Source organism: Mobiluncus mulieris ATCC 35243, from assembly GCF_000160615.1.
GTDB classification, from domain to species: domain Bacteria; phylum Actinomycetota; class Actinomycetes; order Actinomycetales; family Actinomycetaceae; genus Mobiluncus; species Mobiluncus mulieris.
On the sequence record NZ_GG668520.1, the window covers coordinates 512,173 to 536,856 of the forward strand.

Annotated in this window: 22 protein-coding genes and 1 pseudogene; 8 read left to right on the forward strand and 15 right to left on the reverse strand. The window is 55.3% G+C overall.

What is annotated here, in order from left to right; all coding sequences use genetic code 11:
- Positions 1 to 189, forward strand: a complete 189-nt coding sequence (locus tag HMPREF0577_RS10130; RefSeq protein WP_004018319.1) for a helix-turn-helix domain-containing protein — start codon at positions 1 to 3, stop codon at positions 187 to 189.
- Between the two features lie 90 nt (positions 190 to 279).
- On the opposite strand, the gene HMPREF0577_RS12100 is transcribed toward HMPREF0577_RS10130, so the two are convergent.
- The 5 genes and pseudogenes from HMPREF0577_RS12100 to HMPREF0577_RS12110 all read right to left on the reverse strand — a co-directional run bounded on the left by HMPREF0577_RS12100 (position 280) and on the right by HMPREF0577_RS12110 (position 3,030).
- On the reverse strand, positions 280 to 504 hold the full coding sequence (locus HMPREF0577_RS12100; protein WP_004013796.1) for a Fic family protein: 225 nt from the start codon (positions 502 to 504) through the stop codon (positions 280 to 282).
- Between the two features lie 6 nt (positions 505 to 510).
- Positions 511 to 1,344, reverse strand: coding sequence for a nucleotidyl transferase AbiEii/AbiGii toxin family protein (locus HMPREF0577_RS10140; protein WP_004013798.1), 834 nt, complete (start codon positions 1,342 to 1,344; stop codon positions 511 to 513).
- Positions 1,341 to 1,916, reverse strand: a complete 576-nt coding sequence (locus HMPREF0577_RS10145) for a type IV toxin-antitoxin system AbiEi family antitoxin domain-containing protein (protein ID WP_004013799.1) — start codon at positions 1,914 to 1,916, stop codon at positions 1,341 to 1,343. Before HMPREF0577_RS10145 ends, HMPREF0577_RS10140 begins: the two co-directional genes overlap by 4 nt.
- Positions 1,917 to 2,222: 306 nt before the next feature.
- Positions 2,223 to 2,465: pseudogene (locus HMPREF0577_RS12105) on the reverse strand (integrase core domain-containing protein); the annotation flags it as partial.
- 256 nt (positions 2,466 to 2,721) lie between these two features.
- On the reverse strand, positions 2,722 to 3,030 hold the full coding sequence (locus tag HMPREF0577_RS12110) for a transposase (protein WP_004013801.1): 309 nt from the start codon (positions 3,028 to 3,030) through the stop codon (positions 2,722 to 2,724).
- A gap of 317 nt (positions 3,031 to 3,347) precedes the next feature.
- Between HMPREF0577_RS12110 and HMPREF0577_RS10160 the strand changes: the two genes are divergently transcribed.
- Entirely contained in the window at positions 3,348 to 3,911 is a 564-nt protein-coding gene (locus HMPREF0577_RS10160; RefSeq protein WP_004013802.1) for a type IV toxin-antitoxin system AbiEi family antitoxin domain-containing protein, read from the forward strand.
- A 5-nt stretch (positions 3,912 to 3,916) separates the two neighbouring features.
- Positions 3,917 to 4,756, forward strand: coding sequence for a nucleotidyl transferase AbiEii/AbiGii toxin family protein (locus tag HMPREF0577_RS10165; RefSeq protein ID WP_004013803.1), 840 nt, complete (start codon positions 3,917 to 3,919; stop codon positions 4,754 to 4,756).
- Between the two features lie 294 nt (positions 4,757 to 5,050).
- Here HMPREF0577_RS10165 and hypB read toward each other — a convergent pair whose 3' ends face one another.
- The 5 genes from hypB to HMPREF0577_RS10190 form a co-directional block, all read right to left on the reverse strand.
- Positions 5,051 to 5,974 (reverse strand): hydrogenase nickel incorporation protein HypB, encoded by a 924-nt coding sequence (gene hypB / locus HMPREF0577_RS10170; protein WP_036342846.1) that lies wholly within the window; start codon positions 5,972 to 5,974, stop codon positions 5,051 to 5,053.
- 87 nt (positions 5,975 to 6,061) lie between these two features.
- The gene (locus tag HMPREF0577_RS10175; RefSeq protein ID WP_004013805.1) at positions 6,062 to 6,400 is read right to left on the reverse strand and encodes a hydrogenase maturation nickel metallochaperone HypA/HybF; all 339 of its coding nucleotides are present in this window, start codon (positions 6,398 to 6,400) and stop codon (positions 6,062 to 6,064) included.
- A 137-nt stretch (positions 6,401 to 6,537) separates the two neighbouring features.
- Positions 6,538 to 6,915 (reverse strand): hypothetical protein, encoded by a 378-nt coding sequence (locus HMPREF0577_RS10180; protein ID WP_004013806.1) that lies wholly within the window; start codon positions 6,913 to 6,915, stop codon positions 6,538 to 6,540.
- A gap of 42 nt (positions 6,916 to 6,957) precedes the next feature.
- Positions 6,958 to 7,374: a hypothetical protein gene (locus HMPREF0577_RS10185; protein WP_004013807.1), complete on the reverse strand. Its 417-nt coding sequence runs from the start codon at positions 7,372 to 7,374 to the stop codon at positions 6,958 to 6,960.
- 248 nt (positions 7,375 to 7,622) lie between these two features.
- Positions 7,623 to 8,789 carry an ROK family protein gene (locus HMPREF0577_RS10190; RefSeq protein WP_004013808.1) on the reverse strand — a complete coding sequence of 389 codons (1,167 nt, stop codon included), beginning with the start codon at positions 8,787 to 8,789 and terminating at the stop codon, positions 7,623 to 7,625.
- Positions 8,790 to 8,957: 168 nt separating this feature from the next.
- On the opposite strand from HMPREF0577_RS10190, the gene HMPREF0577_RS10195 reads away from it, so the two are divergent.
- From HMPREF0577_RS10195 to HMPREF0577_RS10215, 5 genes are all read left to right on the forward strand, one after another.
- Positions 8,958 to 10,382: a sugar porter family MFS transporter gene (locus HMPREF0577_RS10195; protein WP_004013809.1), complete on the forward strand. Its 1,425-nt coding sequence runs from the start codon at positions 8,958 to 8,960 to the stop codon at positions 10,380 to 10,382.
- A 68-nt stretch (positions 10,383 to 10,450) separates the two neighbouring features.
- The gene (locus tag HMPREF0577_RS10200; RefSeq protein ID WP_004013810.1) at positions 10,451 to 11,968 is read left to right on the forward strand and encodes a sulfatase family protein; all 1,518 of its coding nucleotides are present in this window, start codon (positions 10,451 to 10,453) and stop codon (positions 11,966 to 11,968) included.
- A gap of 175 nt (positions 11,969 to 12,143) precedes the next feature.
- A complete protein-coding gene (locus tag HMPREF0577_RS10205) occupies positions 12,144 to 13,436 on the forward strand; it encodes an anaerobic sulfatase maturase (protein ID WP_345908469.1) in 1,293 nt (430 codons plus the stop codon).
- Between the two features lie 81 nt (positions 13,437 to 13,517).
- Positions 13,518 to 14,438, forward strand: coding sequence for a sulfite exporter TauE/SafE family protein (locus tag HMPREF0577_RS10210; RefSeq protein ID WP_004013812.1), 921 nt, complete (start codon positions 13,518 to 13,520; stop codon positions 14,436 to 14,438).
- A 191-nt stretch (positions 14,439 to 14,629) separates the two neighbouring features.
- On the forward strand, positions 14,630 to 15,250 hold the full coding sequence (locus tag HMPREF0577_RS10215; RefSeq protein WP_256585203.1) for a family 20 glycosylhydrolase: 621 nt from the start codon (positions 14,630 to 14,632) through the stop codon (positions 15,248 to 15,250).
- Positions 15,251 to 15,453: 203 nt separating this feature from the next.
- On the opposite strand, the gene HMPREF0577_RS10220 is transcribed toward HMPREF0577_RS10215, so the two are convergent.
- From HMPREF0577_RS10220 to HMPREF0577_RS10240, 5 genes are all read right to left on the reverse strand, one after another.
- Positions 15,454 to 16,941: an ATP-binding protein gene (locus HMPREF0577_RS10220; protein WP_004017725.1), complete on the reverse strand. Its 1,488-nt coding sequence runs from the start codon at positions 16,939 to 16,941 to the stop codon at positions 15,454 to 15,456.
- 147 nt (positions 16,942 to 17,088) lie between these two features.
- Entirely contained in the window at positions 17,089 to 18,609 is a 1,521-nt protein-coding gene (locus tag HMPREF0577_RS10225; RefSeq protein WP_004013815.1) for an NAD(P)(+) transhydrogenase (Re/Si-specific) subunit beta, read from the reverse strand.
- Positions 18,610 to 18,612: 3 nt separating this feature from the next.
- A complete protein-coding gene (locus tag HMPREF0577_RS10230) occupies positions 18,613 to 20,187 on the reverse strand; it encodes a Re/Si-specific NAD(P)(+) transhydrogenase subunit alpha (RefSeq protein ID WP_004013816.1) in 1,575 nt (524 codons plus the stop codon).
- 284 nt (positions 20,188 to 20,471) lie between these two features.
- Positions 20,472 to 21,755: a hypothetical protein gene (locus tag HMPREF0577_RS10235; protein WP_004013818.1), complete on the reverse strand. Its 1,284-nt coding sequence runs from the start codon at positions 21,753 to 21,755 to the stop codon at positions 20,472 to 20,474.
- A 170-nt stretch (positions 21,756 to 21,925) separates the two neighbouring features.
- Complete coding sequence (locus HMPREF0577_RS10240; RefSeq protein ID WP_004013820.1) at positions 21,926 to 24,679, reverse strand: MMPL family transporter; 2,754 nt, start codon at positions 24,677 to 24,679, stop codon at positions 21,926 to 21,928.
- Positions 24,680 to 24,684 lie beyond the last annotated feature (5 nt).

Consider the following 24,684-nt stretch of genomic DNA (forward strand, 5'->3'; position numbering starts at 1 on the left):
ATGACTGAGCTAAACAAAAAACTGCTTAAAGCAACCGAGGTTGCCGAAATTCTCAACATTTCCCGCTCAAAGGTTTATCTCCTCAAAGACCGCCGCCAAATCGGATTCGTAGATGACGGGTACATCAGGTTCAGCCACGAAGATGTTGCTGAATACATTGAAAAACACCGCGTTAAAGCAATAGCGTAAATATCAACACCAGAATTTTCGGGTGTACCACCGAACGCTTAATCGGCAAATTAAGTCATACAGTTACCGATAAATTCGATACTTTTGGTTCTACGATTGCGGCTTATCGGGAATAGTCATTCCTATCAAGCCTGATTCTAGGGCAGGTACCATATACGCCTTACGGAAGTAAGCACAACTCGCTAATCTCAAAGAGTCTATTAGTTCTTTAGCAGACAATTCCTGACCTGCTTTTAACTTCTCTAACAGTCTCTCGACTTGAGTGGTGACTTGGGGGGGTGAGGGGTCATGCCCCCCAAGTCGAATAAGCAGCATCTGGAATTAGAGCAACTCCTCAACAAAATCCCCCAAAACTCGGCAGCAATCCTCAAAGGTAATGCCTGCGGCGTAGTGGTTGGATTCCTGGAAGCTCCGCCAAGTCTTCCGCAGGTTATTGCTCTGTTCGATTTGCCGAAGCGTAGCCGCCGCATCGTCCATAACAGGCGAAGTTCCCCTGGCCTGCGTCGTGTTCCGCAACGCTTCCTTTAGCTGCCTGGTATCGTAAGAATCCGGAATGGAAGCAATCACGTAAAGGTCGTAAAAGTCTTTCGCCCTGCTGGTGGCGGTTCCCCGTGACAGTACAGTTTCCAGCTTCTCTGCCAGCACCGTTTCAGTGGGGTAAGACCAAGCTTCCACGACCTCGCCTTCCAACATCAGCGGGAATACCCGTTTCACCGGATTTGGTGTTATCGGGTCACCAGCAGTGACATCAACCGACAAAGGAACCCGCATCCCCTCGTAAACCGCAACCAGATTCACTTTGACTCCGTGGTAGCGGCGTTGTTCAGTAATGGTTTTGATACCCTCAACTTTGAAAGTAATCCCGTCTCCACCATCCACACCGCAAATCTCGGTAAACATCAGCCGCACGGATTCTTCATTCACTGCGGTATGCCAAGCGGTCGTGTCGAGGTCTTTGGTTGACCTAGCCTCGAAGCCTGCCAAGGCTCCCATCAGGAAACCACCTTTAACCACCAAATCATCCCGGTACTCCGACGCGACTATCCGCACCAACAAGCGTTGCAACATATAAACCTGCATAGTGACAGGCTCGTTGAGTCCGTACTTCCTGGCGTAGTTCTTCACCAGGGCTTTCAGCTGCATCACGTTCTTCACAGTACCGTCCTCAAATAGGTATCAACCCGACCGGCAACCCGCAGCTTCGCCGCATAGTCCGTCAGTTTTGGTAAGTTCTTCGCCGGTGAATCCAGATATTCCCGCATGGCAAAGTTTATCTGCTCCGTCACAACGTCCTGCCCCCTGAACAGGTCACACAATGAACGCTCCCGGTCATACGCCGCCACCCCATTGCCATACGGAGTGACTGTCGTTGTTAATCCCAACGGATACAGTTTCCGGTTGCAGCGGTAAACCTGCAAATCCTGGTCCGCCAGACTGCGAGGGTTATATCCCGAGGGAACCGTCACCGTGTAACGGTGTGGAGCCGTATCCGCTAGCCCGTGCAAGTAGAGGGCGGTTTCATGGGAGAACACCATCCGCGTGTACCGCCGCTGCAACAACACCATCTCGTCCGGCCATTCGTCAACGACAGTGTAAATCCCACGACTGTACCGTTCTAACTTTCCTTCATTCACGAGGTCACCCAAGGACTCCCGGCGAAATCCCGCCTCAGTCACTTCCGCCGTAGTCACCACCCCTCCTTGACCCGTAGCTAAAGCGTTTCCCATGACTCACCCCTATGTACAACGGAACACTTAATTACACCATTAAGTGGTTCGGTTGTACAGTTGTCCGTATAGGATAGTTCTAGAGAACGTATCCTATGCGGATAAATTCCTTTCCACAGTGTCCATTTTTTCCGCTCCGTAAGCCCTCATATAGCCCACGTTGCAGATTTAAACAAGCAAATCCGCACGTAATAACCATTCTCACGCCGAATCCCCCATCCTCTGCGACGGTTCCCGTCCTACTGCTGGTAGGGCGGGTTTTTTGTTGGTATTGTAGGGTTTTCTGGGGGTGGGGGATTTTTCTCTAGCAACGCCTTGTTTCGCCTCGGCTCTGGTTGGCCAGGTGAAACGATGGTAGAACTCGTTTTTCAAGGTTGACCAAAACGACTCAGCCATCGCGTTATCCCAGCACACCCCGGTGCGTCCCATGGATTGGTCAACCCCGAGTCGTTTAGTGACCTTGTGGATTTGCTCACTGGTGTATTGGGCGCCACGATCCGCGTGGAACACCACCCGGCCAGGGAAATCCCCGCGTAGGGTTTTAGCCATCACCTAAGCGGCGTGGAAGCGCGTCTGCGAACATGTAAATCAGCTGTAATCCGAGGAGCCCTGTACACCCCGTCAGACGCGGCATGAAACACGCGCACCCGCTCATCAAGCACGGCCTGGCTCCTAGCCCCTTTAGATAGTCCTTGTGCTTTTCTATGCGCCCAGGCATAGTAGCCCGACCTAGACACACCCAAGAGTCTTGCCATACGCACGATTTCAAAGTTAGCGCAACTCCTGTGCCATCAGTTCAAACCGTTCACCGGTGGTCGCTTCGACGCAGAAGTTGTGCGGCCGCTTTTCCCAAAAACTCGTTATCCTTGCGTAGTTCCTCGATCTCCCGGCGTAATCGTCTCAGTTCGGCGCGTTCATCGACCGTTAACTCGCCATCTGGCTCGTTTTCCACAGTCTGTCGGTAGCTATGCACCCACCTACACAACGTCTGCTCAACTAACCCGAGTTCCTGGGCTACATGCGCAATCGGCCTACCCGACTCAACCACCAAACACGCGGCCTCCACACGATACTCCGGCGTAAACCTCCGTCTTGTTTTCCTCACTTCAGACATAGTGACCTCCCTTCCCAGCGAGACACCAAATCCCTAACCGCGATGTCCACAAAACCAGGGTAACCTCAGTCCTAACAATCACAGTGCTGCCAGCACAACACGACACTTATTGCTGTGCCGGTGGTGGCGTGTCAAAATAATCTAGTGGAGATGCTGGATTTAGGCCAGGCATGAGTTGGTATTGGGCTTCTTAAAGTACCGCAGCGCGTAATTTGCTTGACCGAGCTCCAGCAGAAATCTATGGGCTGTTTAGTGCCAGGCTTTTTGGGTAAAACTGTACTACTCTATAATAGAGTTATACGTTTTTACCCGGAAGTGTGAAAGAGGACGGCGTGGTGTTGGTTTTGGACGCGCTTGCGCCGAAGCGCAGTAGTTTGTATCGCGGTTTGGCTCGGGGTGAGTGGGAGCGGGTGGCGCGGGGAATTTACGTTCCTGCGGGGATGCCCCTCATGCAGCCTGAGTGGCTGGAAGCCGTTACGCGCCGCGCGGAGGCCACGATTTGTTTAACTTCGGCGTTGGCGTATTGGGATTTGACTGACGAGATTCCCGACCAGGTGCATGTGGCTATCTGGAAGGGGGCGCGTAAACCCGCGACCAGAAGTCCGCTTGCGTGGCATCATTTTGACCGAGATTCTTTCGGCGAGGAGCGCCGAGAGTTAGAAATTCCTGGTAGTGACGGGCGGATGATTGGAATTTATGGCCCGGAGCGTAGCGTGGTGGATTGTTTCCGATTGCGCGCCCTGGTTGGTTACGAGACTGCGACTGTGGCTTTGCATGAGTTGCTGGCTCGGGGCGGGGATAGGGCACTGTTGATGCGCCTGGCGATGCGTTTGCCTCGAGCACGTCGTCCGCTGTTGGATATTCTGGAGGCGCTAAATTAAGCAGCATGGATATTCTGGGTTTATTGTGCCAGCGAGCGCGGGAGGTCGCGAGGCGAGACGGGATTCAACCCCCTACGCAAGAGATTTATGTTCACTATGTGTTGGAAGGATTTTTGGCTCGGCTAGCGGCTTCGCCCTATCGTGAGGACTTCGTGCTGAAAGGTGGCTTGCTGCTTGGGGTCTATACGGGACGTAGGTTTACCAAGGATATTGATTCTAATGCGGTGTCTGCCACAGTGGATGCGGCAGAGCTGCGCACCATCGCCACAAGTATCGCCCGGATTGATATTGGTGACGGGGTGGTTTTCGACCCGGAACGTTTGACTACTCGCGAGATTCGTGAGACCGATGATTATCCAGGGATACGCCTGAAAATGCCCGCCCGGATTAGTTCTTGGGAAGGCGTGTTTGCATGGGATGTTTCCACGGGTGACCCGATAGTTCCTAATCCGCAATGGATAACTATTTCGCATGAACCGGGGGAGTCTTTGCAGGTGTTGTCCTATCCGCCTGAAGCGATTATGGCTGAGAAAGTGGTGACAATTCTGGAGCGAAGCATTACTTCAACCCGCTGGAAGGATTACGTGGATATTCTTGATTTATATCGTGCCGGACTAGATGAGTCATCTCTAGTCGCGGCGCTGAAAGCGGTGGCTCGTCATCGGGGAGTGGAGCTCCGTCCGATTGCTGGGCTCATGGATGGATACGGGGATGTGTATCAAAATCGGTGGGCGACATGGCGGAAAAAAGAAAATCTGGAAGGGAAAACCGAGGCTAATCTAGATAGTCAGCTAGCAAAAATGGCTACCATACTCGACCCGATGCTCGTTTCGGCAGTTGAGTAGGAATGAGAGCGCTACAAATTTTAGGAGCTATTTAGGAGCATAATTTTTCAGCGGGTATTTTCCCTTGAAATATCAAGGATTGTTCTACAATCCCCCCTCCTCCGCTATATCTTTGATATTCCAAGGAAAATACGAGATTGTATATTCAAAATCTGTTTTCTGGGGATGGGGATGCTGTGGGGATAAGCGAAACAGTTTCAGGACATGCCGGGGTATAAGAAAAACCAGAAAACTAAGCCCCGTATGTCATTACAATCGCAACCTGCGGATGGGGAAGGCTCCTATAGGGGCTGTTTAGGAGCAGGTTTTTTTGCCTGGCAAGGCGTTTTCCCGCAGCCACTGAACCCAGGTGTCGACACCTTGCCCGGTTTTCGCGCTGAGCTCGATGACAGTGGCATCCGGGTTTACCTCGTGCAGATTGCGCCTAAACAGCTCCATATCGAAATCGAGGTATGGCAGCAAGTCGATTTTGTTTACCACCACACAGGACACCGCCCGGAACATAACGGGGTATTTCTTCGGTTTGTCCTCGCCTTCTGTAACTGAATATACCATAGCACGCAAGTGGGCTCCGACTTCGAACTCGGCCGGGCATACCAGGTTGCCCACGTTTTCGATCATCAACAAATCCAGCCGGCTCAAATCCAGTCGTTCCAGGGCGTGGGCGACCATCGGGGCATCCAAGTGGCATTCCCCCCCAAATCCGGCGGCGGTGTTCAACACCGAAATCTGGGCTCCAAGTCCGTCCATGCGCTGCGCATCCAAGTCGGTTTCAATATCGCCCTCGATAATGCCAATACGTGTCTCGCCCTGGAGCGCCCGCAGCGTCGCCACCAGCAACTCGGTTTTCCCGGAGCCCGGCGAGGACATCAGGTTCACAGCTTTCACCCCGTTACGGTCGAGGTCGCCCCGGTTTTGTTCGGCTAGCTCGTCGTTTTCGGCGAAAATATCTTCTAAAACGCTCACTCGTTCGGCACCGGTTTGATAGCCGGAATGATCGCCGTATTCTTCGTGGACATCGTGGCCGGAATGTTCGTGCTCATGCTCGTGCTCATGTTCGTGCTCGTGCTCGTGTTCGTGCTCGTGCGAATGATGTCCATCGTGGTGCCCATCATCGTGGCTGTGTTCGTGAGTGTGCGTCACTACGGTGCCATCGGCAAGGACATGGCTGTGTTCGTGAGTGTGAGTGTCGTCGTCGTGACGGTGAAAGCGTCCCATTGTTGGCTCCTTTGCTGAGGTTACATTTACTCTTGTTTAGTTTAACACTGTTTCTGGTTTCTTTCTCGCGGGTTCACGAGGTGCCAGTTAGGATACATCCATCTCGGTGAGGATGAATTCTTCCCCGGTTTTCACGTGATAGCGCGTGGAATTGCAAGTGGCGCACGCAAAGATAAGATTGTCGTCAATCGGGGTGTCAGCCCCGCATTCCTCGCAGGTTATTACTGCGGAAACCAGATTAATCCGCAGTTTCGACTTCGCGAGATTCTCGGACTGGCGACTCATGCACCCCCACGCAAAATCTAACGCGTCCGGCACAACCTGACGCAACACCCCCACGTCAAGGTAAATCGTGCTGACCGCGCGACCTGCCGCCGCCCGGTCAGCAATCCGAAAAATCGAACGCGCCAGTGCTAACTCGTGCATAAATCCAGCCTATCAGGGCGGTTTGAGAGGCCAGCCCACGCGCCCGGTTGTGGCCTCGACATCCAAAGCGTTGCGCCTAGAATGGCAAAACATTGCCGTCCTAGGCGGCTCCACTAATAACGGTGTCGATATGCGGGTTACGCCTGTGGCATCGCAGCGGGGGTCTGGTCGGCACTTGTCGTGTTTTTCGCGAGCTTTGTTTCGATCAGGGCGTTCATGGTTTTAGCCACCACACCACGCGGGTCGGTGACCAGCAAGGTCACAATCCAGATAATGCCACCCAGCGCCAGTACCGACAGCCCCAGATAGGTGTCATTGAGCATTTCCACGGGCTGGGGGGTGAAGTAGCCCTTGGGGTCTTCGACGTATTCGAAAATCGCGTCTACGAACCACATAATCGCTGCCCCCCAATACATCCAGGCCAGCATCCCAACGCGCATCTGGGACTGTGGGGCGTGGGCGTACCACACGGCAGTGGCGATAATCGCGGCGATAACAGTAATCAGCAAGGTCATGTTTTTTCCTTCTTTTAGGGTGGTTTCGGGATTATCGCCGGCCTAGGCTTCGGTATGGGAGCGGCGACGAATCGCGTTGGTGGCCACTACGGCTCCGCCCCACACGACCGTGACCAGCACTGCCATGGTGACTCCCACAGTTGACATTTCGTGCAGCATTTGCGCGGTGTCTCCCGGGTCGGCGGCGGCGGTAAGGAAGGGGAACCAGGGTACGACCTCGTTGTGCCACAGGTGTTCAAAGGCTAGTAAAACCGCCCCGCCCCACAGCAGATTCGCCAGCCAGGAAATTTTTTGCACCAGTTCCAGGCGGCGCTTGGTTTGGGTGGGGTCGCTGTTTGCGGCGGCGCTTTTTTCGAGGCCGGCTTTAACGGCCGTAATCACCACTGCCTCAGCAGCGGGAACTAAGAAACAAGCCATCGGAATATTCTCCTTTTCTTCCCGATTGGGGAAGCTCGACATTGACGGAATTTATGCTACCACGTATGTCCAAATTTTCATATGTCCTATGGCACACATAAATGTGAATGGTTCTCACTCCCGAAATCTCGCGATTCGGGTGAAGCCGCGAAAATTTTGCCAGCGAGAGTGAGTGTAGTGCGAACTTGAATCCGGGTGGGGATATTTAGGGTTACTACAGTTGGTGTAGACGCATTTTCCTAAAATACAGGTATCTCGATATCAAGATAACGCTTTAACCTGTGGCGATGTTATTGGGAATTGCTCAGAACCTGAAAATGTGTCCGCACGGTGGGTAGCAGTGTGGGCAGAGCGAGGAGTGTCTGACCTTTGAGGGGACGGTCGGGGAGCTGCTGACAGCGACACACCTCGGGTACCCGACGGTATTCAGATGTGAGCGCGTGGTCGAGAACCTGTTGCAAGGCATCCAAGAAGGTGTTACCCACCAGGTCAGGTTGCCCGTCGATATAAATATTGCGCAAATCCAGCAGTCCCACCGTCATGGCCAGCGTCTGCCCGAGGATTTGTCCCGCCTCGGAAAGGATTTCGGTGCGCCGTTCGGGCGCGGCGGCGAGGCGCGCCCGAATCGACTTATCGCTGACAAAGGTTTCCAGGCATCCGGTTTTGCCACAACCGCATTCCGAGCCGTTGGCCTGAGAGGTTTGGACGGTTATGTGGCCGATTTCGCCGGCCGCAAAACTGTCGCCCCGTACGATTTCCCCGTTGATGTACAAGCCGGCACCCACCCCCATTCCGATTTTTACCAGCATCGAATTATCGGTAAAAGCTCGGTTGGAATGCTCCGCAGCGAGGGTGGCATTGATAGTGTTGCCGGCTAATACTGGCAGCTGCAAGGCATCCTGAACTATCGTCTGGAGGGGGAGATTCTTCCAGCCCAGGCGTATCGATAGCAGCACGGTTCCGCTAGCGTCGACGATACCAGGAACTGTAATTACCACCCCCAAGATGGGGGAGGTAGATTGTTTTTGGAGCCGTCTGGCCAGGGCGATTATGTCACTGGCGCGGCTGTCATAAGAATCATCGTGAACGATTTCGGTTCGCTCGCTTACACTACCCACCAAGTCCAGCAGAGCGCCAACCAGCACATAGGGCTGAGACAGGTCAATACCAATCAGGCGCCAATACGAAGTGTCGATAGCCAGCATGGTGGAGCGTTTACCGCGACCAGGGCGGGCGTCCAAGCCGGTTGTGGTCAGGATACGAGTGTCACACATTTCCTTGGTAATTTCCCCAATTGCCATGCGGGAAACCCCGATACGTCGCCCTAGTTCGGCTCGGGATAAACAGTTGCGGGGGAAAAGCGCTCGGAAAATAGACCACACGTTGCGTGCTCGAATATCGGCTGTGGATTTACTTAGCTCTGCGTCTGGCGTGGAAATTCTAGTTGACTTGGTCATGAATCCCCCGTGTATTTGTCGTTTTCCACCTAGCTATCCTATCGCCAGAAGGGAGTGGAATATGAGAGTAAAATCCTCGAGCAACTACTTGTAAGGAACCATTACATAATTGTAAGATGGGGACACCATTAACGTTATCCGTCACCCAACACTCAAAGGAGAGACAAGATGGACTATGTACCTGTATCCTCGCCGCCGCAGAAGAAAGTAGAGCGGTATGTTACCATACTGGCGCTGATTGTGACCCTGGGGCCGCTGTTTTACGGCTTTGAAGGCATGGTGCTAAACGGTGCCATCCGAGCCGTCGGCAGCGAGTTTAACCTGAATGTTTTTGCCAAAGGCGTGGCCGGAGCCGCCGGGATTATCGGAGGCCTGATAGGAGCTAGCATCGCCGGACGACTGTCCGATCACATCGGACGGCGCGGGGTGCTGATTCTGGTCGGTCCCGCTCTGCTGTTTGAAGCCATATTCGGGGCGCTCAGCCCCTGGTTAGGTGGATACCCCTTCCTGCTGCTGTGCCGCGTGATTGGCGGCATGGGCTTCGGCTCAGCCACCACCGTCGCTCCCGGCTATGTAGCCGAGGTTTCGCCGGAAAGAATCCGTGGACGCTTGATTTCCTTTCGACAGTTGGCCATTATTCTGGGCTTGTTTTCGGCAGCTATTGTCAACCTGATTGCCACTAAGGTGGCTGGGGATTCCACTGCTGCGGTTTTCCTTGGCTTGAAAGCCTGGCAGGTAATGTTCCTGTGCCTGTTGGTGCCAGCCTTGGTCTATATGATTCTGACCCCCTTGATTCCGGAATCCCCGCGCTACCTGGTGGTCAAGAACCGGCTGGAAGAAGCCGACAAAGTTTTACGTAAGTTAACCGGACAAAATGATATTTCTGGGAAAATCCGAGAAATCCAAGACTCTCTGGGAGGACAAAATGCTACCCTCGGAATACTTGCCGTACTGAAATCCAAGTGGCGCACCTTGGTGATGGTAGGTATGGCGATTGCAGCCTTCCAGCAACTGACCGGCACCAACGGGATATTCTTCTATTCCAATATGCTCTTCGAGGCCGTGGGAATCCCTGAATCGGCCGCCTTTTTGCAAACCCTGATTTTGAGTGTTTTCAAAATTGTGGGCGTGACCACCGGGATTTTGCTGGTTGACCGGGTAGGGCGCAAGAATATGCTGATTTACGGCGGTACCCTGATGTTCATCGCCTTGGGTACCGTCGCTACGGTATTTTTGGTAGCACCGACCGGAAAAAACGGTTCGGATATCAGCTCCAGCCCGATACTGGGCTTCCTGGCGGTTGCTTCGCTGTGCCTGTTCCTGCTGGGCTTCACATCATCTTGGGGACCAATCTTTTCCGTACTGATGGGCGAGATGTTCCCCAACCAGATACGTGGCAGTGCTATGTCGCTGTCGGCCGGAGCGGATTTCTTCTTTAACCTGCTAGTGGTGCTGCTGTTCCCCTACCTAGTTAGCTGGTCGCCGTCCGCCACTTATTGGATTTACTGCTTCTTTGGGGTTCTGGCTGTGATTTTCACCAAAAAGTACGTACAAGAAACCAAAGGTAAATCCCTAGAGGACATGGGTAAATAGCCAATGGCACCTCGTGAATTTATACAACCCAACAGAGTGAACCAAATTTACTAACCAAAGGAAAGAAAATGAGCGAAAACAACTCACTTATGCCAAGTAATGTGCATAACATTATCAATTTCATGACCGACCAACACCGGATTGACACCCTGGGATGTCTGGGCAATGAAAACGCCCAAACCCCAAACATTGACTCTTTGGCGGCAGATGGCTGTATTTTTGAAAAAGGCTTCACACCTACTGCTATCTGTACTCCGGCGCGTTCTTCGATGCTGACCGGCAAGCTGCCTTTCAAACACCTAACCTTGGCGAATCCGGAGTGGAATATCGCCTACTCCACCGCGATTCCCGAGGATGATTGGACTTACACTCAGCAACTGCGCGACGATGGGTACAACGTGGGTATGGTGGGTAAGTATCACTGTGGCACTAACCTTCCCGACAAGTTCGGTTGCGACGATGATACTTATTGGGGGGCAGAAAATCCGGTCAATAACGAGAAGTACACCGCGTGGTTGGAAGAAAACCACCTGCCACCCGTGAAAGCCCACGATATTTGGCGTGGGAAACTGCCGGGTAATCGGGACGGGCATATCATTGCCGCCCGGCTCGACCAACCCGAAGAAGCCACCTTTGAGCGATTCATTGCTGATGTTTCCATCGCCAAACTGCGTCAATATGCCAAGGACTACCGGGAATCGGATAAGCCCTTTAGCCTTGATGTACATTTCTTTGGTCCGCATCTGCCGTATTTCCTGCCCGATGAGTGGTTTGACTTGATTGACCCCGAATCCATTGTTTTGCCCAAGAACTTTGGGGATACCCTGGTAGGCAAGCCTCCGATTCAGCAAAATTACGCCACTTACTGGTCCACCTCCAGCTTTAATAATGACCAGTGGCGCAAACTGATTGCGGTGTATTGGGGGTATGTCGCCATGATTGACTTCGAGATTGGGCGCATCCTTGAAGTGGTACGGGAACTGGATTTGATGGATGACACCGCCATGTTCTTCTGTGCCGATCACGGCGAATTCACCGGATCGCACCGGCTAAACGATAAAGGACCGGCTATGTACGATGAAATCTATCGTATTCCGTTCATAGTGCGTATTCCTGGACTGACCCACGGTAATCGTTGCCGTGAATATGTCAATCTGCTTGACCTAACGGCAACGATTATTGATATCGCAGGGGGTGACACCAGCCGGGTCGAGGATGGCAAATCTCTGGTACGCCTGGCGGCCGGCAAGCCCGAAGCTGATTGGCGCCAAGACATCGTCTGCGAATTCCACGGCCTGCACTTCCCGGTGCAACAGCGGATGTTGCGAAACGATGACTACAAGTTGATTGTGTCTCATGAATCCATCAACGAACTGTATGACCTGAAACGCGACCCGGACGAGATGAACAATGTCTATGCCGCCCCGGCCTATGACGAAATCCGCCGCCAGATGGCATGTGAGCTCTATATCCAGCTCAAAGAACGCGGGGACAGCGCTTTCGCGAAATGGATGGCAGCCATGACTGATTTCGATATTCCCCTGGTCAGTACCGCTAAATCCGATTGGGACGAAATCGCGAAATAGTGTTGCTGGTGGGGACTGCCGGGTGTTGCCGGATGCTGAGATCAGGCAACGCCCGGCAACACCCGGCAACACCCGTGAAATCCCAACTGGCACCTCATGAACAGGAGAAATGATGACCACCCCAACCTCAACCCCAACCCTGACCCGACCCGCCGCTGCGCCATCCGCCACTCCAGTGACCGCAGCGCGTAACCCGCGCGCTGCTGCCGTGCCCTCACGGACACAAAAGCGCCGGCAGCTGGCGTTTTCAGTCGTTGCGAAACCTACCGGGGCGGCGTGTAACCTGAACTGTCAATACTGTTTTTTCCTGTCCAAAGAACTGCTGTACCACACAAAACGTCAACAGATGAGCCTCGAGACGCTGGACGGATACGTCCAGGAATACCTCGCGGCCAGTCCCGATGGCGAAGTCACGATGATATGGCAAGGCGGGGAGCCCACCCTGCGGGGACTGCCTTTTTATGAAAAACTGTTGGAACTGTGCGAAAAATATCGCCGTCCCCGTCAACGGGTTACCCACGCGATGCAAACCAATGCCACCTTGATAGACCAGGACTGGGCGCGATTCTTGGCGGATAACGATGTGCTGGTGGGGGTGTCCCTTGACGGTCCTGCCGAGCTGCACGACATCTATCGGGTGAACCGGGGCGGGCGCGGGACTCATAATATGGTGGTGCGCGGGTGGCAACTGTTGCAAGAACGTGGGGTGCGATGCAATATCCTGTGTACCGTACATAACGGGAACGAGTCGCACCCGCTGGAGGTGTATCGGTATTTTCGCGATACTTTGGGCGCGGAGTTCCTGCAGTTCATTCCCATTGTGGAGCGGGTGGATGCGGCGGCGTTGGCGCGGGTTGAACGTGACGGTTGGCTGGGGAAGGGAAACGATAAAACCCAGATTCTCTACCAGCAAAAAGGTGATGCGGTCACTTCGCGTTCCACCACGCCGGAGCGCTACGGGCGTTTTTTGAACACGATTTTTGACGAGTGGAAACGCCGCGATGTCGGGCAGGTTTTCGTCCAGGACTTCGATGCCGCTCTGGGAGCGCTGTTCGGGCAATACTCGGTGTGCGTCCACGCCCCGCAATGCGGCAATAACTTTGCCTTGGAATTTAACGGCGATGTTTATGCCTGTGACCACTGGGTGGAGCCGGATTGGCTGGTGGGCAATATTGCCGAGACGGACTTCTGGTCATTGGCGCACGGGCCGATGATGCGGCGTTTTGCCGCCAAAAAAAACCAGGAACTGCCGGTCGAGTGTCGACGTTGCCCATTTTTACGACTGTGTAACGGCGGGTGTCCCAAGGATCGTTTTGTGGGGGTTCATGAGGGGTCAGCCCAAAACTATCTTTGCCCTGGTTACAAGGCATTTTACAGTCATATTATGCCGGATTTATTGACTATGGCGCAGTCTTTGATGGCCAGCCAGGAATCCCAAAGAAGCGTCAATGGGGCTGGCGCCTCATGAAGCCTTCCCTGCGAGCCGCACTGCGGAAGGTAGTGCGGCAGACGCGGTGATGGGAAAATAGTCGAGAAAGAAAGAAGAACCATGGAATCCCTGCTTCTAGCCTTGGTGATAGGGCTCGGTGTTGGCTGCATTGTCGGTGCGCTCGGAGCCGGCGGGGGAATTTTGTCGGTGCCGGCGCTGGTGTATCTGCTGGGGCAAAACCCGCACGCCGCCGGGGCGGGGTCGCTGATTATTGTGGGCGCCACCGCCCTGATTTCCTTGATTCCCCGGACATGGGAACATCGAGTGCGGTGGAAAGATGGGCTAATTTTCGGCCTGTGTTCCACGCTGGCAACATTTTTGGGCTCACGGCTATCGTTTTGGGTCAGCGGATGGGTGTTGATGCTGCTGTTTGGGGTATTGCTGGTGATGGTAGGCATGGTGATGCTGTGGAAAGCGTGGCAGAGCGCTAGAACTGCGCAGCGGGGGAGTAGTGGCAATGGTGCGGCAGCAACTGAGGAAGCTGTGAATGGCGAGGCGGTGGCTGGGAGCGGGCGCGACGCTAATGCTGGCGGCACAGGCGGCGCCGCCGCCGACACAACAGACAACACAATAAACGGCGCGGTCGAACCAAGGCAGCGGAGCCAAGCCCAGGTCCGCGGTTGGATAGGACTGTTGACGGCGGCGAGTTTCACGGGACTGTTGACTGGTTTTTTCGGGGTGGGCGGCGGCTTTATCGTGGTGCCGATGCTGGTTTTGGTGCTGCGTTTCAATATCCGAGAAGCCTCGGCCACGTCTTTGCTAGTGATGCTGTTGGCCTCGATTACCGGGTTGCTGTCCCGAATTGGCACGCCCTTGGTCGTGCAGTGGCCGGCGGTTATAGCCTTTGCGATGGCTTCCATGTTGGGGGGTTTGATTGGGGCTCCGGCTTCACGCAAAGTTCCGGAATTCGCGTTGACCTTGGCTTTCGGAGTGCTGTTACTGTTGGTTGCGGCCGGGGTGTTGGCCGCAGAACTGTGCTGAGCTGGCTTGCTAGTGGTGTAGGCCGGGGACGCGATTTCGGACGGTGACACTGGATCTGAGAGATTCGATTCCGGCTCGACTTAGGGAGGGGGAATTATCGCCGGCGAGACACACGTGGATATTCTCGGCGATTAGCGGCAGAGCTTGTGCTTTGATAACTTGCGCGACTTCGGGGGTAAAATCCGTGGAGAATCGCCACGCTTTTTCCGGGGGTGTGGATGCACATCGGCGGGGACGAGTGTGCCTATAAGCAGTGGGAAGCCGACCCAGAAATCTTGGATTGGGTTAGGAAAAGAGGCGTGGCCAGCGTGGCACAGCTGCAGAGCTGGTTTATTGACCAGGCGCTAGAGGTTTCACAGAGACGAGGAAAACGCCTGGCTGCCTGGGATGAAATCTGTGCCTTGACCGGTGATGAAGATTTCCTCGTGTTTGTTTGGAACGAGGCGGAAGGCCTGGAACGGATTCGGAATACCAACCAGGAATTCGTTTTCACTGATGCGCGTACACTTTACTTGAACCGGATTGATCCCAAGGCATCCTCGCCGCAAAAAGGTATGCTGCCAGGGATATCCGTAAGTGACATTCTTGCTGCCCCTTGGGAGGAAACTGCCAACTCCAGGTGCGTGGGAGTGCAGGCCTGCCTGTGGACAGAATTCATCCTTGATGAAGCCGACATGGCACAAATGTTGTTTCCACGTCTGCTGGCAGTATCGGAGCGGATGTGGAATCCACAGGTGGATGTCTTCGAAGCCGCGCAGCGGGTCGAGATGGAGTATCACCGGTTGGTTGCGGTTGGGGTTTTCGATTCCTAACTAGGCTCTTCGGTGGTGCCGAAAAGGCCTCCTGGGTTGAGAATATCGCATAAGCTCTTAAGCCAGCTCTCAACTTAACTCTCTTAATTAGCTCTCAACTATTGAGAGCTACATGAGTGTTGAGTTGAGAGCTTGGGTGAGTTAGTCGTCCGGAACCTTAGAATGCAGGAATAGCGGGCTTACCTTGAATGTAGCACAGCCTCTCACGTTAGGAGTCTATATCGCTGCTTAGGGCTGGTGGGGGGCTCGGTGCGGGTGACTAAACCGGTCTTGATCAGATTGTTGAGAATCGCGCGGGTGCCCCCGATGCTTATGCCAGCGGTTTCGGCTAGCTCTCGGCTGCTCGCGGTAGGATGCGTGGCTAGATAATCGAGGATTTTGTCTTTCGAGGACAGCTCCGCATTAATTCCTTTCTCGGCAGGGGTCATCCGCCGGCGCTCAAAAGTAATGCTGAAACTGTCAAGCCGATCAACTGGAAGGGGACGCGGCAGGGATTCTTTTTCAAGCTGAGAAAGGATTTCATGGTAACCGCTTCCCCGATTTTCAGCCACAAAACCACCTTCCGCGTAGGGGGTTACCTCTAACAGTCGAGACAAGAACTGGTTACGTGCCGAGGAAAGTCCGGTTTTTCCCAGGGAATCTATGGTAGCGGTGCCGAAAAGACCCCCGGGATTAAGAATCTCGAGTCGGTCGGCATACATGTTTAGCTGTACCTGGGTTCCTCGAGCCACGGGTGAGTAATCGCGGTGCATCAGCGCATTGGCTAAGGCTTCACGGATCGCAGGTAAAGAATAATCCACCAAGTCATGACGCAAGGCACCGCGAATAACCCCACCAACTCGCATATTTTTCGAGACAACTGTGAGGGCATCAGCGATAAGTACGGGTATGGATCCAGCCAAAGTTCCAGAATCGAGATGCCGCTGACCTGATGGCATAGAAGCCTTGGTTGACCCCGGATAGACGGCATAAGTCACCGTCAAACGGGGGAAATACTCTTGCGGGAATAACCCGAGGGCTAGAAGTCCCGCGAGAGTAGGGTGCAAATTGCCGTCTTGGCCTTTTCCAGTGATTCGCAGCTTGCTTAAAACTTCGTCATCAGGCAGCTTGGCAAGAATGCGGGGGTGGGCGCTTTTTTCACGATGCAAAAGACCAGAGAGAAGCTCGCCATCAAGGTCAGATATACTGGCTTCTTCAACGACTTCAGTATCCCAGTAGGGCTGGGTCTTATTTTCACGAAGCCGGTCAACTTCGTAGGGGGACAGCCGGCGGTCACCATCGCCGGTACGGATAAATGACCCGCCATATACCTGTTTAGCAGTTACGAAACAAGGTTTATCGCGGGGCTGCAGGGGTGGGATTTCCGCCACCACGATCTGCCTGTTTTCATAGGGAACTAGGGCTATATTGGCGCGTACCGGTGGGGTCATATTGTTGCTGCAAACCCCGGCCAGGGCATCGTAGACAGATTTGGCTTTGAAACCGGGGGAGGGGATAAACCCTTGGTGCTCGTCTATGCCAAGAATCAGAATGCCACCAGAGCCATTGCTAAATGCCGAAAGTGTTTCCGCTACAGTTTTTGGTAGTCCTTGGGATGCCGCTTTGACCTCAACCCATTGGGTGTCCTGCCCGCTCAGTCGTAAATCTGCTAAAAGGTGTGACAGCAGCGCTTCCGTTGTAGGCATTTGCATAGTAGCTATCATAAAAGCTCTTAAGCCAGCTCTCAACTTAACTCTCTTAATTAACTCTCAACTATTGAGAGCTACATGAGTGTTGAGTTGAGAGCTAAATGCGGTGGCGGCTCCGGGTCTCTCCCCGGAGCCGCCACCGCATCCAAGCTACAGGTTCTTGATGATTTCCTCGACGGAAGCCTTGGCGTCGCCAAACAGCATGTCGGTGTTGTCCTTGAAGAACAAGGGATTCTGTACTCCGGCGTATCCGGTGGCCATGGAACGCTTGAACACAATCACGCGCCCGGCCTCCCACACGTGCAACACCGGCATCCCGGCAATCGGGGAACCCGGCTCGTAGGCATCGGGGTTGACGGTGTCATTAGCCCCGATTACCAACACGACGTCGGTGTCGGCAAAATCGTCATTAATCTCGTCCATTTCCAAAACAATGTCATAGGGAACCTTGGCTTCGGCCAGCAACACATTCATGTGCCCCGGCAGACGCCCCGCCACGGGGTGAATCCCGAAGCGTACCTGTACCCCCAGGTCACGCAGTTTTTTGGTCAAATCGGCGACCGCGAACTGGGCTCCGGCGGTGGCCATGCCATAACCCGGTGTAATCACCACAGATTTGGCGCCTTTCAGCAGGTCAGCGGCCTCGGAAGCCTTAATCTCGCGGTGCTCCCCGTAATCCTTGGTTTCGCGCGCCGAGCCAGCACCCTCGCCGAATCCACCCAGAATCACCGAGACGAAAGACCGTCCCATGCCTTTACACATAATGTAGGACAGGAAGGCACCCGAGGAACCGACCAAAGCCCCCACAATAATCAACAGCGGGTTGGACAGCATAAAACCGGCGGCGGCAGCAGCCCACCCAGAGTAAGAGTTCAACATTGACACCACGACCGGCATGTCCCCACCGCCTATCGCGGCTACCAAATGCAGCCCCAACACCAGGGAAATCGCGGTCAACACGCCCAGGGCAATCCACTGTTGTTCCAGCATGACCGGGTCGGCGGCGGTTTCCACCATGCGACGAGCCGCAATCATCCACACAATCATGGCCACAATCGCCAACAGCATCAACACGTTCAAAAAGTTTCGCCCCGGCAGAGTAAGCGGTTTGCCCTTCATCTTCCCTGAAAGCTTTAAATACGCGATAATCGAGCCGGTAAAGGTTACCGCCCCGATGAAAATCCCGATGCCGACCTCGCCCAGATGGAAGCCCATATCGGCCACCAGTCCCGGATCGGTCGTGGCGGACAGCTCCATGAAAGTGTTGAAACCCACCAAAACCGCCGCGAGCCCGACAAATGAATGCAGCAGCGCAATCAGCTCGGGCATCCCGGTCATCTGAACAGTCTTCGCCTTGTGCAGCCCGATAATCGCCCCGAGCCCCATACATCCCACAATCAACAAGGCGGTGACGGGCATTGGGGTGACCGTTGTCGCGCCCGCGTCTTGGGTTGCCAGCGCCACGAAAATAATGGATACCAGGGCGATGGCCATCCCGGCCACCCCGAATTTGTTGCCGCGCAGCGCGGTTTCCTGGCGTGACAAACCCGCCAGCGCCGCCACGAACAGCAGCGCCGCCACCAGGTACGCGAAATACTCCACGTGCCCCGTCCAGTATTCGAGACTGGACATGTCAGAATTTCCAGCAAAGTTCACGATAGTTGCTAACATGCCTTAATCCCCTTTCTGGAACATCTTCAACATGCGGTGAGTGACATAAAACCCGCCGAAAATATTGATAGAAGCAATCAAAATCGCCAGACACGCCAGCACCGTAACTACAATCGAAGTTGATTGCGCCAAGGATATAATTGCGCCCACCAGGATAATGCCCGAAATCGCGTTGGTTTCGCTCATCAACGGGGTATGCAGCGAATGCGTCACATTCGTGATTACATAGAATCCGGCTACAATCGCCAAGGCCAGCACGATATAGTACGGCAACATTTCATGAGGTGTTATCGCAATTAACGCTACGCCCAAAATCGCGGCTATCCCGGTCCAGAAATTCCGAGCCGCGTGCCCTTTCGGCGCGGCTATATCCACGCTGGCACCTAATGAAGCGGGAACTCCAGCGCCCGAAGCCGAACCGGAACCACCCGCGCCACCCGCGCCCGCACCACCGGTCGGCGCGGCCGAAACCGCAATCGGTGGTGGCGGCCACAACACGTCCTTCTGGTGTGCGATAGTAATCGAGCGCACAATCTCGTCATTCAGGTTGAAAACAATCTGGCCGTCCTTACCGGGGGTCATCAGTTTCAACAGGTTCACAATGTTTTGCCCATACAGCTGCGAGGCCTGACCCGGCAGACGCCCTGCCAAATCCGTATAGCCGATAATAGTCACCCCGTTATCCGTGGTGATGACCTGGCCGGGCACCGTCAACTCGCAGTTCCCCCCGGCCATATCCACAATCACCGACCCGGGTTTCATTCCGGCGACGGCCTCGGCCGTAAACAGCAACGGCGCGGGACGACCCGGAATCTGGGCGGTGGTCACGACAATATCGGCGGCTCCGGCCTGTTCGGTGTACAAACGTAGCGCGGCCTTGGCCTGATCCTCGCTCATTTCGCGGGCGTAACCATCCGAGGATTCCTGGGCGGGGGCGGGGATTGCCACGAAAGTCGCCCCCATGGACTCAACTTGTTCGGCGGCGGCGGCGCGCACGTCGGTGGCCTGAACCACCGCTCCCATCGAGTTCGCGGTACCAATCGCGGCCAGACCCGCCACCCCGGCGCCAATCACGTACACCTTGGCGGGGGGCATTTTGCCGGCGGCAGTCACTTGGCCGGTAAACAGCCGCCCGAAAGCGTTAGCGGCCTCGATAATCGCGCGGTAACCAGCGATATTAGCCATCGAAGACAACACGTCCATGGACTGGGCTCGGGTGATTCGTGGCACGGCATCCATCGAGATCGCACTCACGTTGCGCCGCGCGAAAACCTCGGCAATCGCGGGGTTAGCCCGTACGCCCAGGCGCGCAATCAGGACGCTGCCTTCGCGGATTTGTTCGATTTTGCTGTCAGGGGGGGTGTCCAAACTGGTGATGATTTCTGCCTGCCACACTTCTTGGGGCCCAACCACTTCGGCTCCGGCCTCGCGATATTGCTGGTCAGGGTACGAGGCAGTGGCACCTGCCCCGGTTTCGACTACGACTTCGTAGCCCAGTTTGACCAGTTTCCCCACAGTGTCGGGGGTGGCGGATACCAGCGGCTGCCCGTCGGGCTCTTTGGGTATTCCTATGCGCACTTGTTCTCCTGGTTAGTAACGAAACGGCGGGCTGGCCGCCGAGCGGGATTTTCCCCGCTCAGTTTATCAGCCTTGGCCTGGATACAGTAGCAGATATCTTAGGATGCTGGTCACGGCAGTTTCCGTTTCGGTTGTTTTCGTAAGTTCGATTTTGGTTATTGCTTTGGGGGGCATGAGTCGCCAGGGTGGCAAATGGCGCCTCGTGAAACGGCAACGGTTTCATGAGGCGCCATTTAGTTCACCGGCCACGTGCGAGGGGGTGAGCCGGTGAAAATCCTAATTCCTTAGTAGCGTGGTTGGAACAAGTTGCCCAGCAGGTCGTTGACCCCGTGTTCTATTTGGCTGCCCATTATTTCTTTCCCGGAGTTAAAGGTGGCGGAAGTGGAGGTGGGTATGAAACCGAAGACCACAATTAGTGTCGCGAACACTATCCACAGGGTATAGAAGACCCCGTGCCACAGCACGTCGCTGCGCGTGTTGCCGGGAATGGCGCGCAGGCTCGTGGAAATCACCAATTCCAGCATGAACATGCCCCCGGAAAAGAAAATCAGCAGCAGCCACACCAGCAGCGGGGTGATAAATGGCAGCGGCAGCAGTTCTATGACCAGCATGACCCCCAGAACCAGGGTCGGCAGCACCAAGCCAGTACTCACGGTGCTGGCGGCCGGGACGAAGCCGAATTTGGCGTGTTGCACCCCGGCGGTGGCCATGACCAGCAGCACGCGCACCAGCACTATCAGGAAGGTTAGGATAGTGAACACAAAGAAGCACAGGAACCAGTATCCAAAGGTCAGCACCCAATACGGCATAGGGTTACCAAAGGGCGAAAAACTGGCCATGATGTGCGGGTTGCGCGCCACGTTCACCGAGAAGCTCAACCCCACGGCCAGGCTGAACAGCAGTGCTGTCACCCACCACCAGTGTTTTAAGGCCGCGTTGCGCTGTAGCGCTTCGAGGGTTTTGGCCCGGTGAATATCTAGGAAAGTGGGGAAGAAAGCTTTCAGGGCTTGGACGAGGGGGCTATCTGGCTTGGAACCACCCGCCGGGGGATAGTAGGGCTGACCGTAGGCTGGTTGTTGCCCGTAGGCGGTTTGGGCATAGGGCATGGCACCGTTTTGATTGGGTTGCCCACCCGGGGCAGCCTGTCCGTAGGCGGTTTGGGCATAGGGCATGGCACCGTTTTGATTGGGTTGCCCACCCGGGGCAGCCTGTCCGTAAGCGGTTTGGGCATAGGGCATGGCACCGTTTTGCCCGGGTTGCCCGGGTTGCCCGCCCTGACTTGGAGCTGCGGGTTGCCCGGGTTGCCCGCCCTGACTTGGAGCTGCGGGTTGCCCGGGTTGCCCGCCCTGACTTGGAGCTGCGGGTTGCCCGGGTTGCCCATAGGCCGGCTGTCCATAAGCGGGGGGTGGATAGGCCGGCGCAGCGGGTTGCCCGGATTGACCCGGTTGGTTGGGTTGCCCGTTTGCTCCAGGGGAGAGGGGTACGAAACCGTTTCCTGCGGGGGGTGGGGGCGGCATATCGGCGGGGCTGTGTCCTTGGGGCTCGCTTGGGCTTGGCGGTAGAGACATATAAATTCCTTTCGACATTACTTTGCGAACTGATGCCACTGTACCACCGTTAGGAATGCCTCAAAAGAGTTTTCTTCCCCGTCCCCGAGGTGCCCCTTTCGGTGGTGTTGTTCGGCCAGGCAGATTTCGGTTTGTGCCGGGTTCATGAGGTGCCAGCCGCGATTCTGGGCTTATTCCAAGTGGCCGAGCTTTTCGGAAACTTTATTGTGCCAGCGTCGCAACGGCCCGGGTGCCCACCAGTTCGCCCGTCCAAACAGGGCCATCACCGATGGCACTAAAACCATGCGCACAATCGTGGCATCGAAAGCCACCGCCACCGCCAGGATAAACCCGACCTGTTTCAACACAATCATATTGCCGGTGACGAAACACAGGAACACGAAGACCAGAATTGTGGCCGCCGAGGTCACAATCCGCCCCGAGCGTGACAGTCCTTCGATAACCGAACGTTTAGCGGAGGCTGTTTCGTCCCAGACCTCTTTCATGCGTGAGAGCAAGAACAGCTCGTAGTCCATTGAAAGTCCGAAACCGAAACACATCAGCATTACGATAACATAAGATTCTAGGCCGGGCAGCTGCTTTGCCCCCAGCCAGCCGACCCCGATACCGTCCACAAACACCAGAGTGCTAATCCCCAGGGTAGCCATCAAAGACAGAGTGTTAATCACCAGCGCCTGGATAGGAATCACCACCGAGCCGCTCATCATAAACAACAAGAAAATCGTGATGGCTACCAGTACGGTCAACACCCACGGCAAACCTTCGACCAGGGAATCAATGAAGTCGATTTGATTCGCGGCCTGACCCACCACGAAGCGCTCAAAATCATGGGCTTGGGCGCGAACCGCCTTGACCACGTCTTCGGCGGCGCGCGAACCCGGATCCGTGGTTTCTAGCTGGACGATTGCCGCCGAGTCTTTCGTGTCTCCCAGCGGGTTGGCGGCGAACACATGCGCAACCCCTTTCAGGTCGGCTACATGAGTCGCCATCCACTTATCCAGCTTTTCCGGGGGGGTGTCCTTGGCCACCACCCGCAGTGGCGGCAAACCGACCCGCGGCACCTCTTGCGCTAAATCCTCGTAAAGGAGGCGCTGCTGGTTGTGAATCGGCAGCAAATCGAACAGCGAGTTACGCAAAGGCAGGTAACTCAGGGGTAAACAAGCCGCCACCAACACAGCGGCAGACAGGATAAAGGACAGCCAGGGACGGCGAGCCACCCCATGCGCCACCCGGTCAAACAGGGATTTACGAGTCGGCTTCCCCGAATCCAAGGAAGACTCCAACGAGGTTCTGCTCGCGACGGGGCTGGCACCTAATGAATCCGACGAAACCATCGCCGTCCCGTCACCCAAGGCGACCGTATCCACCGCCGCGCGCCGCACCACCCAACGCAACCCGGGAATCCGCGCCAGGATGGAAGGCCGCTCTAACTTCGCGGCGAACAGGAACATCAGTGAACTGACCAGGGTAATCGCGGCAATCATCGCCAGCAACACCACCGAGAACCCCGCAATCCCCAGGGATTTCAGCAATTCCGCGCGAAAGAACAACATTCCGGAAGCCGCAATCGCCACCGTGAGCGCACTGAAAAACGTGGTGCGCCCGGCCGTCGCCACCGTAATCTCTAGGGCACGCAGGTGACGTGGGTCAAGATGCTGGAGCCGCGCCACCGTTTTCGGCTTCTTTATTGCCGAGAAATCCGGGCTCCACTCGGATTGCGGCAAGGACTTTAACCGCGCCAGCTCTTCGCGGAAACGCGACACAATCAACAGGCCATAGTCAATCGACAACCCCAGCCCCAACACGGAAATCACGTTCACAGCAAAAGACTGTTGTTCGAAGATATAGGTCATGCCCAGCATCAACGCCAGGGACATAGAAATCGCAACTCCGGCACTGCCCAGCGGCAGCAAAGCCGCCAGGAACCCGCCGAATACTATCGCCATCACCAGGAAAGAAATCGGAATCCCAATCGACTCGGAGCGAACCAAATCTTCTTTCAGGGTCTGAATCCCCGCCTTGTTCACTAAATCCTGGTCGGTTATCCGCACCCGCAATGGAGCGACTTTCGCGTTGTCCGGGACGTGTTTAGCCACCGCCGCCTGAACCTTGCCCAAAATCCCTTCCGTGTGGCGCACAACCTTTAGCATCTTTTCACTGGGATACTTACCGGGCTGGCCACCATCCGCTAAATCCAGGGACACCGCCACCACGAAACCCTGGCGATTTTTTGCGGCAAGTTCGCGTGCCTGCGGGTCGAGCATCGCATTGTATTCCACAAACGGATACGCCACGGATTTCACCTGGGGGATGGTTTTAAGCTCCGCTTCGATGGGGGCTAGCGCCTCGTGCAGCGAACGCGCCACCGGCCAATCCGGCTGCGACAGGGCTTTCGCTTTGTTCCCCAAAACCAGAGCCTGCCCGCCCGCCGACTGGGCTTGCCCCGCCAAATCCTGGGCTCGACGCGCCGCCGACTGGGCTTGCTCCGCCAAGACCCCAGCCTTGGCTATATCCCCCCGCGCCCCGGCTTGCCGGGCTTCGAGGCCAAGGCGCTGCGCCTCGCCACCCGCAGCTTTAGCCTGATCCCCCAGGGTTTTCGCTTGGGCGCCATGATTTTCAGCCTGTTCCTTTAAATCTCGTAACTGCCGAGCGGTGTTTTCGGCCGACTTGAACTCGGTGCGAAAATCCACACCCTGCACATAAGCCAACACCCCGTAAGACTTTGTGTAATGGGATTCCAACAGCTTCTGTCCCGTGTGGGATTCGGATGGGGTCGCTTGGGGGACATCCGAAATCAGACGATTCCACAAAGGATTACCGAAACCAGTGGTCGCCACCAAAGCGGAAGCCACCACCACTAAAACCCAAAAGACCAGAATTGAACGTGCGTGCAACGCAAGAAACCTAGCCAGCCGGATGTACATACTCT